A 15899-nucleotide genomic window follows, 5' to 3' on the forward strand; every position below is an offset into this window, starting at 1 on the left:
CAGATTATTTTAGAATGAATACCCAAAACCAGCATACCATGAAATATTTACAATTACTCTTTTTATTTTTTTATATCACTTTCGCGACAGCGCAGAACATCACAGTTGTTAGTGATGCGAGTTCGCCAAGAGCAAAATTTGGAGCAGAAAAATTATCTGAAACACTTACAGTAAAAGGTTTCAGCGTAACTTCTTCAGCTAAATTCAAAAAATCAAAAGATAAAGTAATTGTTATTGGCGAAAAAGGAACCGATTTTTGGAAACAAAATGCCAAAAGCGCTAAAATCGACGACAGCAAATTATCGAAAAAAGAAGGCTTCCAGATTCGTACTCAAAATAATGTCATTTATATCGAAGGAGCAGATGCTTCGGGAACTTTGTATGGCGCATTAGAATTAGCAGATAGAATTAAAACTTCAGGTCAGCTTCCTTCGGAAATTAATATTGTTGACAGTCCTGAAATGGTTTTAAGAGGAGCCTGCATCGGAATGCAGAAACCCGTTTACCTTCCGGGACGTGACGTTTACGAATATCCATATACACCAGAAACTTTCCCGTGGTTTTATGATAAAGCTTTATGGATAAAATATCTGGATATGCTGGTAGAAAACCGCATGAACTCTTTGTATTTATGGAACGGACATCCGTTTGCTTCTTTAGTAAAACTAAAAGAATATCCTTTTGCTGTAGAAGTAAGTGATGAAGACTTCAAAAAGAATGAAGAAATCTATAAATTCTTAACCGTTGAAGCAAATAAACGTGGAATCTGGGTCATTCAAATGTTTTATAATATTATTGTTTCTAAGCCTTTTGCCGAACATTACAACATTAAAACGCAGGATCGTTCAAGACCAATTACGCCTTTATTGTCAGACTACACCAGAAAATCTATTGCTGCTTTTATAGAAAAATATCCAAATGTTGGATTAATGGTTTGTTTAGGAGAAGCCATCAATACGGTTGATGATGATGTGGAATGGTTTACCAAAACGATTATTCCAGGTGTTCGTGACGGTTTACAGGCATTAGGAAAAACAGAAGAACCACCAATTATCCTACGTTCTCACGATACGGACGGACCTTTAGTAATGGAAAAATCACTTCCGTTATACAAGAATCTTTATACGGAAAGTAAATATACAGGAGAATCTTTAACGACTTATACACCGGGTGGGCCTTGGGGAGAAACGCATAAACAGTTGAGTGCTCTTAAATCCATTCATATTGAGAATGTTCATATTTTGGCAAACTTAGAACCTTTCAGATACGGTTCGCCAGATTTCATTCAGAAAACGGTAAAAGCTATGCACAGCGTCCACGGTGCAAATGCTTTACACTTATATCCGCAGGCATCATATTGGGATTGGCCGTATTCAGCAGATAAAACGAAATCAGGAGAACGTTTATTGGAAATGGATCGTGACTGGATTTGGTACAAAGCTTGGGCAAGATATGCTTGGGATAGTAAAAGAGACCGTAATGAAGAAGTGAAATTCTGGGATAAAGATTTGGCTTCAAAATACGGGACTTCTCAGGAAGCGGCTAATAATATTTTAAAAGCTTATGAAGAAACGGGAGAAATTGCTCCAAAAACATTAAGACGTTTCGGAATTACGGAAGGAAACCGTCAGACTTTATTGTTAGGAATGTTCGAAAGTCAGTTGGTAAATCCGTCAAAATGGAGAGTTTATCCGGGATTCCACGAATCATGCGGACCAGCGGGCGAATTGCTTTTAGAATATGCTAAAAAAGAATGGAACAAAGAACAGCATTCGGGTGAACTTCCAACGCAGATTATTGCCGAAATTACAGAACACGGAAGATTGGCAGTTGAAGCCATCGACAAAGCAGAAGCCAGCGTAACCAAAGACAGAGAAGAATTTGCACGTCTTAAAAATGATATTCATGCCTACAAAGCGTTTGCCGATTTCTTCTCAGAAAAAGTAAAAGCTGCTTTATTGGTTTTAAGATACAGTTATTCCAACGACATTGCCGATTTAGATAAAGCAATGCCTCATTTAGAGAAAAGTATCGAATATTATGAGTTATTGGTAAACCTTACGAAAGATACATATTACTATGCCAACAGTATGCAGACTGCTCAACGCCGAATCCCGATTGGTGGTGACGACGGCAACAACAAAACCTGGGCAGAATTATTACCGCATTATGAACGTGAATTGGCTAATTTTAAAAGAAATCTAGAGAAGCTAAAATCTTCAAAAGACGGTAAAATTGAAACGAAAGAAGGAAAGCCTTGGAAAACGGCAGAAGTAACTTTCATCGACGAAAAACCAGGAACGTATTTAGTTAAAACTGGAACAAAAGTGTACGGAACAGATATTTCTGAATTGACTAAAATTGCTCCGGAACTTCAAAACTTAAAAGGATTTACTTTTGTAGAAAACGATCAGAACGAAAAAGGAACACATTTGAAGTTTAGAAATACAAAAGCGGTTAAATTAGTAGTAGGTTATTTCAATTCAGATCAGAAGCGATTTTTATTACCGCCAAGTTTAGAAACAGATGCTGCAGGAAATGCTCACGGTCAAGCCGAAGTAATTCTGGCAAGCGCTATGAATTTAAAAGATTTACCACGTGTTAACATTCACACCTATACTTTCCAGCCGGGCGAGAATAAATTAGATTTAGGAAAAGGAAAAGTATTGATTTTAGGTTTCATCGACGCAGATCAAACCATAACACCGCGTGATGTTGGATATATTGATGCAGGAGAAAAAGCAGCTATTGACTGGTTGTTTTATTAATCTACGTTCCTGCAAGGTTTTCAAAACCTTGTAGGTATCTATAAGGATTAAAATTAAAAGAATAATTTGGGCGTGTCCCTCCGGGTCGGGCTTTCGGCTATATCTTTTATTCCGCTCCGCTGCATAAAAGGATACCGCCTCAATCCCTCACGCAAACTCGTAGTTAATTTAGACCTAACATGTTTTTAAAATCTGTTAGTTTTAATTAAGAATATAAACACAATCTTGTCATCCCGAGGAACGAGGGATCTTCGCAAAAAGTTCCATACAGTTTGTCATTTCGAGGAACGAGAAATCACACGCGGGATTCGACAAAGATTGGGAGTAACTATGTGGAGTTTCTAGTGTGATTTCTCCCTTTGGTCGAAATGACAAAGCTTACGATTTCCTGCAAGGTTTTCAAAACCTTGTAGGTGTCTAAAATGAACGTTAAAAAGTTAAACCTACAAGGTTTTGAAAACCTTGCCGGAATTAGAAAATATGAATAGAATAGTTTTTTTTATTTTTTGTTTTTTTTCAAGTCTTTGCTTTGTTTGGAGTCAGAGCAAAGGTTCAGTTCGTAAAGAAATTTCGCTGAATTCGTCTTGGGAAACCGTAATCTTGGAAAATCTTCCCGCACAGGAAGAGAGGTTTGTAGACCATCCAGAAACTGATTCCAATTGGCAGAAGGTTAGTGTGCCTCACAATTGGGATCAGTATTATGGTTTCAGAAGAACAAAACATGGAAATTTACACGGTACTGCCTGGTACAAAAAAACACTGAAACTAGATAAAAAAGACGCTTCAAAACAGCATTTTCTTTATTTCGAAGGAGTGAGTTCATACGCAACAGTTTGGGTAAATGGTAAAAAAGTTGGCGAACACAAAGGCGGTAGAACTACCTTTACTTTAGACATTACAAAAGTGGTTTCTTTCGATGCAGCAAATATCATTTTAGTAAAAGCTTCTCATCCTTCTTTTATAGCCGATTTACCTTGGGTTTGTGGAGGCTGTTCAGGAGAATGGGGATTTTCAGAAGGTTCTCAACCAATGGGAATTTTTAGGCCGGTTTCTTTGGTAATTACAAACGATGTGAGAATTCAGCCGTTTGGTGTTCATATTTGGAATGACAAATCGATTTCTAAACAAAAAGCGATTCTTCATACTACAACTGAGATCAAAAATTACAGCACTTCACAACGAAACTTCACAGTCGAAAATATCCTTCTTGATGCTTCAGGAAAGAAAGTTGCTATCAATAAAAGCGATAACAAAATCAATTCGGGAGAAACAAAGGAAATAGCATTGACACTTCCTGAGATTCAGAATCCGAAATTATGGTCGCCATCCAATCCGTATTTGTATAAATTGGTTACTTCAATTTATGAAAACGGAAAAATAATTGATCAGTTAACAACACCATATGGAATTCGCTGGGTAAGCTGGCCGGTAAGTCGTGACGGAAAAGACAATCGTTTTTTCATCAATGATGAACCTGTTTTTATAAATGGTGTCTGCGAGTACGAACATTTAATCGGAAAAAGCCATTCGTTTTCAGATGAAATGATTCATTCCCGAATCGAGCAAATCAAAGCCGGCGGATTTAATGCTTTTAGAGAAGCGCATCAGCCTCATAACTTATTATATCAAAAAGAACTGGACGAAAACGGAATTCTGTTTTGGAGTCAGTTTTCTGCACATATTTGGTATGATACACCAGAATTCAAAGAGAACTTTAAAACCTTATTACGAGAGTGGATTAAAGAACGCAGAAACAGTCCGTCTGTTGTCATGTGGGGATTACAGAACGAAAGTACGATTCCGAAAGAATTTGCAGAAGAATGCACCCAGATTATTCGCGAAATGGATCCGTTATCAGCTTCTCAAAGAATCGTAACGACTTGTAATGGTGGAGAAGGAACAGATTGGAACGTGGTTCAAAACTGGTCGGGAACGTATGGCGGAGATCCGTTAAAGTATCATTTAGAAATGACTACGCAGTTATTAAACGGAGAATACGGCGCATGGCGTTCAGCCGATTTACATACCGAAGGCGAGTTCGATCAAAAAGGAACTTTAAGCGAAAACCGTTTTTCGCAGTTAATGGAAATTAAAGTCCGTGAAGCCGAATCGGTTAAAGATAAAATTGCGGGACAGTTTAATTGGCTTTTTGCTTCGCATGAAAACCCGGGACGTGTTCAAAACGGAGAAGGTTTTAGAGATATGGACAAAGTTGGCCCAGTAAATTATAAAGGTCTTTTTACGATTTGGGGCGAACCTTTGGATGCGTTTTATATGTATCGCGCCAATTATGTTTCAAACAAAACCAATCCGATGGTTTATATCGTTTCGCATACATGGCCAAGCCGTTGGGAAAAACCGGGAATCCAAAGCGGAATCGATATTTACTCGAATTGTGACGAAGTAGAATTGTTTAATGACGTCAATAAAGTTTCACTTGGAAAACTGAAAAATCCTGGAATTGGAAAGCATTTTCAGTTCAATAATGTCAATATTCAATACAATGTTTTGTATGCCGTTGGTTATGTAAACGGAAAAGCGGTTGCAAAAGATTATATTGTTTTAAATAATCTGCCAAAATCACCAAATTTTGAGACTTTAGTAGCTAATAAAATCGATGTTTTAAAACCAAATAAAGTTTACAATTACCTTTACAGAGTCAACTGTGGTGGTTCTGAATTGACAGATAGTTCAGGAAATATTTGGTCAACAGACATACATAAAAGTGGAGAAAATACTTGGGGTTCGTTATCATGGACAGATAATTTTGAAAAACTGCCAGACTTTTTTGCCAGCCAAAGAAAAACTTTTGACCCAATAAACGGAACGAAAGACCAAGAATTATTTCAAAGTTTTAGATATGGCGTTGATAAATTGCGTTATGAATTTCCAGCTCCAGACGGCGAATATTTAGTAGAACTTTATTTCACAGAACCGTGGTACGGAACTGGAGGCGGAATGGATTGCAAAGGCTGGCGTTTGTTTGATGTTGCCATAAACAATAAGGTAGTTTTAAATGATTTTGATATTTGGGCAGAAGTTGGACATGACAACGCTTTGAAGAAAACATTTGTTGTAAAAAGTGTCAACGGAAAAATTGTGATTTCGTTTCCAAATGTAAAAGCTTCGCAGGCTATTATTTCTGCGATTGCAATTGCTACGAAAGATAAAAATATTCAACCGGCACCAGAGTCGACAAAGAATATTCAGAATATAGTTTTAGAAGCTAGGAATAATTTAAAAATAGCTTCTTGGCTGGATGTTAATTCAAAGCAATATAGTAGTACAAATATTATTTTTACAGAAGTTCCATCTGAGCTTTCGGGAGCTGAGTATTTACAATTTTCGGATTTCAACATACCTTCAGGAAATTTTAATGTATCAAAAGACTCGAATGTTTATGTAATTATTCCTGCCTTTGAACCTGTGCCTGCTTGGCTCCAAGGTTTTACTAAACTGGAAGAAAAGGCAAAAAATAGTTTGAATTTCTCATTTGATGTTTATAAAAAAGAAATAAAAAAAACAGATAAATTTCATTTTGGCACAGCTGGATCTCATTACACAATTGCAGCAATTCCAACTTACGATATGGGCGAAAAAGACGATTCTAGACCAGTCGTAATTATCGAAGCCGAAAAAACAAAAACAACTGGTGACGGAATTGAAAAAGGAAATTTCAAAAAAGCCGATTATGTGGAGTTCACTAAAAAAACAAATAACAGCATTGAGTTTGAGGTAAAACCAGGAGTTGCAGGAATCTATCTAATGCGTTTCCGTTTTATGAACCGAAATGAAACACCGTTAAAAGTGAAATTCAAAATGGAAGATGCATACGGAATTTTAATGCGAAATGATACGATTGAGTTTTTCCCTTCACCTGAAAAATGGAAGATTTTAAACACAACATCGGGAGGTTATATTAATGCAGGAACTTATAGAATAACATTGGAGGGAGATGATTTGAAAGGGCTAATGTTAGATAACTTCGAATTTCAGTAAACGTTGGTTTGCCACAAAGGCACAAAGACACAAAGGTTTTTATTGTAGAGACGCACTGCAGTGCGTCTAACACACAGTATGGACAATTGGAGCGTAGACGCACTGCTGTGCGTCTCTACAAAAATGTTGTGGATAAAAAATACGATTAGAAAAAACATATTTATGATTAAACATAAAAACATACTTCAAAAAATTACAATTGCCTTATTGTTTTCAGTATCCATTTTTGCGCAAAAACAAGCCAGAATTGTAGAAGATTTCAACAAAAACTGGAACTTCAAATTAGGAGATTATCCGGAAGCAATAAATGCCAGTTTCAATGCTTCGGATTGGAGAACGCTTCAATTACCGCACGATTGGAGTATCGAAGGTGCTTTTGACAAAGATGCTAAAACCAAACAAGCACAAGGATTTTTGCCTGCTGGAAAAGGGTGGTATCGTAAAACTTTTACTATTCCAGCGAGTTGGAAAAGCAAAACCATTTCTATTGAATTTGATGGTGTTTTTAAGAATAGTGAAGTTTTTATCAATGGAAAATCATTGGGAATGCGTCCAAACGGGTATATTTCTTTTGGTTATGATTTGTCTCCGTATTTAAATTATGGACAAGCGAATATTATCGCCGTTAAAGTTGATAATGATTCTCAGCCAAACTCAAGATGGTATACGGGTTCTGGAATTTACAGAAATGTGAGATTGGTAACAAGCGAAAAATTGCACGTTGGAAAATGGGGAACTTTTGTGACTACGCCTGAAGTTTCAACAAAGACATCAAAGGTACATTTAGAAGTTACAATTGATAATGATAATGATACTGCCAGAGAATTTACATTGGTTACGTCTATCTTAGATGCTAAAAATAAGGAAGTGGCAAATAAGACTTCTGTAGAGAAAGTTGGTGCTAAAACATTTGAAACAAAAGTACATAATCTTGATGTTGTAAAAACTCAATTATGGAATACTGAAAATCCATATTTGTATAAAGTTGTCACAAAAATCTACGAGAAATCTGTATTAGTTGACAATTATGAAACGCCGCTCGGATTTAGATTTTTTAATTTCGATTCAGAAAAAGGATTTTCATTAAATGGTGTTCCGACCAAAATTTATGGAGTTTGTCTGCATCACGATAATGGCGCTTTAGGAGCAGTAGAAAACATTCATGCCGTTAGAAGAAAACTGACTCTGATGAAAGAAATGGGAGCAAATGCGATCAGAATGTCACATAATCCGCATTCTTTGGAAATGATGCAATTGTGCGACGAGATGGGATTTATCGTTCAGGACGAAGCTTTTGATGTTTGGAAAAAGAAAAAAGTAACCAACGATTACCACAAAGATTGGGACGAATGGCACAAACAGGATTTAGAAGATTTTATCAAAAGGGACCGTAATCATCCGTCTGTTATGATGTGGAGTATTGGGAACGAAATCAGAGAACAGTTTGATTCGACTGGAATTGCGATTACAAGAGAATTGGCTAAAATTGTAAAATCATTAGATGTAACACGCCCTGTAACTTCGGCTTTGACCGAAAATGTAATTGAGAAAAACTTTATTTATCAATCAGGCGCTTTGGATCTTTTGGGATTCAATTACAAACATGAAGATTATAAAGATTTTCCAACTAAATTTAAAGGACAAAAAATCTTGGCTTCAGAAAGTGTTTCGGCGTTGGAAACACGTGGACATTACGATCAGTCTGATGTTATAAAAGCCTGGCCAACCAAACACGGCGCTCCGTTTGATGGAAATGCAGATTGGACGGTTTCGGCTTACGATCAGGTAAAATCGTATTGGGGTGCCACGCACGAAGAAAACTGGAAAACGATTAAAAGTCAGGATTTCATGGCGGGAACTTTTATCTGGACAGGATTTGATTATATTGGAGAACCTGATCCGTATCCGTATCCTGCGAGAAGTTCGTATTTCGGAATTGTCGATTTAGCCGGACTTCCAAAAGATGTGTATTATATGTACCAAAGTGAATGGTTGAAGAAAACAGTCCTGCATATTTTACCGCATTGGAACTGGACAAAAGACCAAGAAATCAACGTTTGGGCATATTACAATAATGCCGATGAAGTAGAATTATTCTTAAACGGAAAATCGCTTGGCAAAAAAGCAAAACAAAATGATGATTTGCATATTGAATGGAAAGTGAAGTATGAGCCAGGAACTTTAAAAGCCATTTCTAGAAAGAACGGAAAAGTGGTTTTAGAAAAAGAAATTCACACCGCTGGACAAGCTTCGAAAATTGATTTAAAAGCTGATAAAACATCAATTAAAAACGATACTTACGATTTGGTTTATGTAACAGTTTCGATGCTTGACAAAGACGGAAACTTAGTGCCAAACGCTATGGATTTAATTAATTTTGAAGTAACTGGCGGAGGAAAATTAGTTGGAGTTGATAATGGTTATCAAGCCAATTTAGAGTCGTTTAAAGCGAATTCCTGCAAGTTGTTTAATGGAAAATGTGTTGTGATTATTCAGTCTAATGGGAAGAAAGATAATATTCAGTTGAAGGCGACGGTGGCTGGTTTACAAGCTTCAAAAATTGAAGTAAAAGTGCAGTAAAATAACTCTTGCAAAGGCGCAAAGTTTTTGAACCATATAAGTATGTAAGTGATTTTAAGTTTTTGACTTGATTGAACTTATATAACTTATATGGTTTACTTTTTTCTAACTTATCCATATTTGATATTTATTACTTACATGATTTATTTTCTTACAGCTTTTGTATATTAGCCTAAATAATATTATAAAAGCCATAAAATGATTTGTACAATTTATTCGCATCATTTGGGACTGGAGAAAATCAAACAAATATTTCTTTCCCATGTTCCCAAAGGAGTTTTTTCTACCAATGATGGAAACCTCGAATTTGAAGTGAAAGGCGGAATCTTAAGTCCGTCAAAAAAAATAAGCTTATTTTATCGAGAAAGAACTGTTCCTTCTTACCAAATACCAGAAATAGACGATTCAGAATTAACTGCTAATCTAAAAGGATTGTATGGTTTTGTAAATTCGTTGCCAACTGAAAATGAAAAAATAAAAGGTTTGTTTCTTCATAAAATACAAACGCTGAATTCTGAATTTTCAATTAGTCAGGACAAAGGAGAAATGAAAGAATTAAAATCGATTATTGCCGAAATTGCACAAGAATTTGATGCTGTATTATTTGTTCAGCCGAAAACGATTATAAGTAAATCGGAAAGTCAGCATTTTCTCGATAAAGATTTGAACCTGATTATTGATACCGATGGGAAATGCGAAATCGATGAATTAGAAGTTCATATTAATTCGGAATATTTTGATAACAATCAAGCAGAATTAGAGGAAGATCAAATACAAAGAAAAGCCAAAAGCGAAAAAATCCTGGAGCAGGAAAATATAAAAATCAATAAACATTTACCTTGTATAGAATCGGAAAGCGAAACCACGCTCAGATCAGTGAAGGAAATTGCAGAAAGAGCCAGCGTTCTAGCAGTTACCAATCTGGTTGCTTTCAATACCATTTCATCAGATGAAGCTGTGGATTATTTGAAGAATTATAATCTTTGGGATGCTGTAACGGAAGGGGAAAGAGAATTTCTGGCTGATCCTACTGAAGACAAAAAGATGTACGAAACCTGGAAATGTGAAGGAATCTGGGTTTTAATGTGGGCTTTGAACAAGGTAGAAAAACTTGATTTTCCTAATCAATTCTGTAGTTTGGAAAATATCAGTTCTGAGAATTATCCGATTGGAAAAGATAAAGACCCCAATGATTTTATAAATGCATCACATACTATAAGATCGAAAACTGAAATTCTGGATGCCGCCGATTTATATTACAGATACAATTGGGCCTGCGTAGATGAAAGGATTAAAGGAAACCAGATTGAAGGAATAAACCCCGGAATTGTTTACGAAAGGCAGTATGCCCTGAACTGGCTTATAAAGTATATGGATCAGGATTGGGATAATGTTACTTGTGATACTTAATAAAAAAAAACATTCCGCTCCAAAATCTGGAGCGGAATGTCACCATTAAAAAAAAAATCAAGAATTATCGCTATATAACTCGAGTTATCGTTTTTTAGAAAACACCAATGTAGTGGTTTCCTGGTTTGTTAACCAATTTTGCACCTTTTGTAACGGCACCTGTAGTGGCATCAATAATGTAAATGTTTCCATCTTTACCCACTGGAGTAACTGCAATGTATATTTCGTTTCCATCAACTACAAATCCCTGGTATTGTCCAAAATCTAAATCAGCATCGTATGCAATTCCGTCTACTAATTTTGCTGTTTTTGCGTTTAAGTCAAGTCTTGCCACATAACCCTGGTCATTTGCATTATGATGGTAAACTGCATACGCGATTCCGTTTCCTACATATCTCCAGGCATCGATATAAGAACCTGTAATTCCAAGAGCAGCATCTAAACTAAAAACATAAGAGTTGTCATATTCGTTGCTTTGGTTAATTTTCAGGATATAAGAACCATTTTTAGTATCTCTTTGAGTTGCCTGATAAATATTACCGTCATTAGCCACAAAACTATTAAAGCTTCTGTAACCGCTTGTATCTCCAAAACCAACGGTTGAAGTAATTACTTTTGGATTTTGTAATGAAGGGTAGTCCACCACAACTGATTTTGAACCTAAACGATCAAATGCGCTTTCGTTTGTTCCTGTTTCCGGATTGGTTTTACGCATCCAGGTTCCAATAATCAGTTTATCTCCTGCTTTGTTTAGTGTTGGAGCATCTAGACGGAAAATATGGTGTCCTAAAGCTTCTTCTGCCGCAGATAAAGCAATTTCATACTGCTCATAATTCGAAATATTAATTTTTTGGAAGTCCAGACTTAATACTGTTGCGGTACCTCTTGTGTATTTATAAGTGGTTCCGTCGTCTTCTGTTTTTACCTGAGGAGAAGTTACATTAACAGCTATTCCCGTTTTGTCACCATCAAAAAGTTTAACCCATCTTGGAGATGCTCCTGCGTATTGTGCAATGCTTACCGTTTGTCCGGACTGAACGAAGTTTTTACCTCCATTTACATTGTAAGTCATGAATTGACCTCCGTTAGCACCTGTGTAAGTAATATTAAAAAGGGTATTACCATCTACAGATGATTGTAAACGTGCTGTTCTGCTTGACTGAACAGGTTCTCCGTTTTCGTAAACATCAATAGATACATTTGGATTTTTAGCATCGGTTTTACTTACAGAAAATACTTTAGTTCCGCCGTCTCCGTCTCCGGGATTAGTCTGCATTACAGCACCTGCAACCGTTATCCATCTGTCTTCTGTTGGAGTAGGATCTACAGGAATTTCTTCATTTTTATTATCGTCACTGCTGCAGCTTGTAAGTGCAAATGTGGTAAAAACCAATCCACATGCCAGTAGTTTAAAGGTACTTTTTTTCATATTTATTACATTAAATGTTATTAATTAGTTACTAAAATTTATTGAGGATGTAGTTTACTTTTACATAAAAAGCTCTTCCGGGTTTTTGAACGGCAAAATTGTCATAAACCTCTTCATTGGTTATGTTTTTGGCGTCAAAACTCACAATGTACCTTTTGTCCGGAAAGATGTAACTTAAGCCCAGATCATGAGGAAACTGAGACGGTGTTTTGTCCATTTCTGTCTGAAGCCATGTGGTATAAAATTCACCTACATAACTAAAATTGTAATACAGATTTAATTCTGATTTTTCCTGTAGTACATTTTTAAAATTGTATTGTGCATTTGTGTTGATAATGAAATACGGCTCGTTTGGATATTGTTTATTATAATGGTCATAAATTTTGCCGCTTGGATCATATTTTAATTTAAACAAAGAATTAAATCGTGACATATTCATTGATACAAACAATTTGTTTTTGTTTGAATATTCTAACGAAGCTTCATAACCAAGAGATTGTGCCGTTCCCATATTTACAGATGGTGTTGCCTGCAGCGCTTCGTTAACTCTGGTGCTGAACTGGCGTACAATTTTGTCTTTAGAATTTCTCCAGAATCCCGAACCCGAAAAACTGAATTTATGTTCGTTAATTTTAAAAGGACCAAAGCGCAGACCAACATTTAAATTATTACTCTGTTCAGGTTTTAAGGAGCTGTTAGAGGTTTGATTCTCTCCGGGATTACCAAAAATTTCATTTTCAGACGGAAGCCTGATAGCCTTTTCTGCAGAGGTGGAGACCATTAATTTTGGCATAACAAAATAAGAGGCTGCAAACCCGTATCCGTAGAAAACAGTGTTGTTGTTTTCCAGATTTTCGGTAATTACAGTCTGCCCGTTTGTTGTCGTTAAAATGGGAGTTCTCTGCTCTGTTTTTTGTTGGTATCTTTTACCAAACAAATTCGTTCTTAAACGGGAATCAAGCCCTTCAAACTCATAGGCAAATGACAGAATGTTTTTTTGAAGATCGCGTTTCTGCTGAAAATTTCTTTCCAGTTCCGATTTCATTTCATCATAATCATCTCTCATAAAGGTGTAGAGCATCGTACTGAAAACCAATCGGTGGTTTTCGTTTATAGAATAGTTTAAACCGCCTCTTGTACTGAAAATTTTATTGTTAAGATGAAGAATAGTCGGTGCTCCCTGCTGTGCGCCGTTAGGAGTAAGGATATAGCCTCCTTTAAGCCCGATTGCTTTTTCATTAAACCAGTTGTAATTCCATTTTACGGTATCGTTCAGAACTTCGTTTCTCTGACTGAAAACGGAATTAACAGTAAATTCAAGACCTTTTATGATGAAATCTTTTTTAGCATAATTGATGCTTATTACTTTCGCATCTGCTTCTGTAAATCTTCCTTTATACGGGGTTGACATTGCCTGACCATGCTGGATTTCATTATAATCATCAGACATATTGATACCCACTAAAAAAGTATCGGCCCATTCGACATCTGTAAAACCAAGTTCAAAACGGCCTCCGTAGGAACGATAAGCGTCATTAAATCGTTTAGCCCGTATTTGTTTCATTACACCGTCTGGCTGTATATCACGGGCAAATTTCCCCCATATTTCATAATTATTGTCAGAGTAATTATAAAATCCGGATCCTTTTAAAGTAAAACCGGACTTGTCCCGGTATGTGGTATTAAAATTAGACTGAACAGTATTAAATGAACCATAAGACACAGAGGCATTTAACGAATTTCTGGCTCCTTTTTTTAAGATAACATTAATAGCACCGCCCAAAGCATCATCGGCTAAGTGCGCCGGAATTACGCCTTTGTAAACTTCAATTCTTTCAATTAAAGCAGGAGGAATACTGTTTAAATTAAAGGAAGAACCGTAAGTAGCAATCGGAATCCCATCTATAAAAATACGAATAGCATTGCCCGACATTCCGTTAAGATTGTAATTGACACTGGATCCTAAACCCCCGTTTTGTCTGATGCGTACTCCCACAGACTGTCCCAGTAAATCGTTGGTTTGTATATTTCTTCTGGCCGCTTCCTGTGTTTCGATTACATTTACAGAAAAACCTTTTTCTATAATTTCTTTTTTAACCGTCTTTTTTTGAACAAGTACTTCTTTTAAAGTCTTTGGATCGGTTATTTTTTCCAGTAGTATGTTAATTTGCTGTAATGGATTGTTTAAAAGGACGGTAACACTTTTATTTTTGGCTTCCATAGAAGAAATTTCCAAAGTGTAATTTCCATAGGCAAGCCCTTTAAATTCAAACTGACCATTGTTATCTACAACAGCAAATTTTTTTGTTCCGCTGACTTGTACGGAAGCTCCCAGGGCAATTTCGTTATTGGTAAAGGTTACTTTTCCTGTAATTTTTCCGGTTTGCGACCACGCTGAAAAACTTATCATGAAAAGGAGAAAGTAAAGAATTCTCATATTGTAGTTTACTGATTTTGATAAAGCAGCAAACTTAGATCATAATTTAAATTTAATCTAAATAAATCAATTAGAAGATTATTAGATTTACATTAGAGGTTTTAATGTGGCGTTTTTTATCGTAAAGATGTTTAACAGCAGAGGATTATAAAATTAAAAACCATTTAAGTAATACCAGTTTCTGCAGAAAACTTAAATTACTTTTATGGTTTAAAATCGCTGCGTTTAGCTCCCGACGGTTATCAGGATAACAGAGAAACAGGGAGTGTTACTTATAACTTATATAAGAAATTTTTAGAGGTAATGGTTTTTCCTTTGTCTGTAATCATCACACAGCTGTATACCGGGAATTTTTGAAGTAAAAGGAGCCCTTCTTTCTGTCCCAGAACCATTATAGAGGTACTTAATCCATTGGCAGTTTCGGCATCGGGACCAAAAACAGTTACACTGCATAAACCCACAGCAGGATATCCGGTGGCAGGATTTATAATATGAGAGTATCGTTTTCCGTTAAAAACAACAAATTTTTCATAACTGCCGGAAGTAGTCACAGCACCTCCGTTAAGCGGAACAACAGCTAAGACTTTTTCGGGTTTAAACGGATTGGTAATTCCTATTTTCCACGGCTGTCCGTTAGGCTGTTTCCCCCAGGTACTCATGTCTCCCGAGCCATTTATAATTCCCGCTTCGATGCCTTTTGCCAGCATCATGTTTCGGCATTTATCTGTGGCGTAACCTTCACCCAAAGCACCAAAACCAATTTTCATTCCTTTTAGTTTCAGGAATATAGTTGACTCTACACTGTCGAGAATGATATTTTTATAGCCTACTTTTTCTACCGATTTTTTTATGGCTTCCGCCGAAGGCATTTCGGTCATTGATCCGTCAAATTTCCAGATTCTGTCCATTGCCGCAAAACTTACGTCAAAACCGCCATTGGTTATTTCTGATAATTTAAGGGCTCTCTGCGTCAGTTCAAAAACTTCACGGTCTACTTTTATTGGTTTAATTCCCGCATTTTGATTAACCTGCGAAACCTGGGAATCCGGTTTCCAGTCTGAAATTAAGTTTTCGATCCGGGTAATTTCGGCTATTACTTCATTAATGTTTTGTTCTGATGTAAGAGAATCTTTAGCGACAATACTAATATCAAAACGTCCGCCCATCAAAAGAGTCGTTCTTTTTCGTAAAACCTGTGAATGTGCTGAAAAACAACAAGTGAATACAAGCAGGTATAAAAAGTTATGTGACAATAATTTGTGCATTTTTTAATAAT

The 15899-nt window shown here is 36.3% G+C and carries 7 protein-coding genes; 4 read left to right on the forward strand and 3 right to left on the reverse strand.

Going from position 1 to position 15899, the window contains the following annotated elements; translation table 11 throughout:
- Positions 1-38 precede the first annotated feature (38 nt).
- From ACODST_RS12045 to ACODST_RS12060, 4 genes are all read left to right on the forward strand, one after another.
- The gene (locus ACODST_RS12045; RefSeq protein WP_488932350.1) at positions 39-2768 is read left to right on the forward strand and encodes an alpha-d-galacturonidase; all 2730 of its coding nucleotides are present in this window, start codon (positions 39-41) and stop codon (positions 2766-2768) included.
- 480 nt (positions 2769-3248) lie between these two features.
- Positions 3249-6767: a malectin domain-containing carbohydrate-binding protein gene (locus tag ACODST_RS12050; RefSeq protein WP_488932351.1), complete on the forward strand. Its 3519-nt coding sequence runs from the start codon at positions 3249-3251 to the stop codon at positions 6765-6767.
- Between the two features lie 162 nt (positions 6768-6929).
- Complete coding sequence (locus tag ACODST_RS12055; RefSeq protein WP_488932352.1) at positions 6930-9347, forward strand: glycoside hydrolase family 2 TIM barrel-domain containing protein; 2418 nt, start codon at positions 6930-6932, stop codon at positions 9345-9347.
- Positions 9348-9545: 198 nt separating this feature from the next.
- The gene (locus ACODST_RS12060; protein WP_488932353.1) at positions 9546-10757 is read left to right on the forward strand and encodes a DUF4272 domain-containing protein; all 1212 of its coding nucleotides are present in this window, start codon (positions 9546-9548) and stop codon (positions 10755-10757) included.
- A gap of 94 nt (positions 10758-10851) precedes the next feature.
- Here ACODST_RS12060 and ACODST_RS12065 read toward each other — a convergent pair whose 3' ends face one another.
- From ACODST_RS12065 to ACODST_RS12075, 3 genes are all read right to left on the reverse strand, one after another.
- Positions 10852-12186, reverse strand: a complete 1335-nt coding sequence (locus ACODST_RS12065; RefSeq protein WP_488932354.1) for a DUF4374 domain-containing protein — start codon at positions 12184-12186, stop codon at positions 10852-10854.
- 31 nt (positions 12187-12217) lie between these two features.
- Positions 12218-14596: a TonB-dependent receptor gene (locus ACODST_RS12070; RefSeq protein ID WP_488932355.1), complete on the reverse strand. Its 2379-nt coding sequence runs from the start codon at positions 14594-14596 to the stop codon at positions 12218-12220.
- A gap of 299 nt (positions 14597-14895) precedes the next feature.
- On the reverse strand, positions 14896-15888 hold the full coding sequence (locus ACODST_RS12075) for an FAD:protein FMN transferase (protein ID WP_488932356.1): 993 nt from the start codon (positions 15886-15888) through the stop codon (positions 14896-14898).
- Between the last annotated feature and the right edge of the window lie 11 nt (positions 15889-15899).

The sequence above is a fragment of the Flavobacterium sp. FG19 genome (assembly GCF_057809475.1).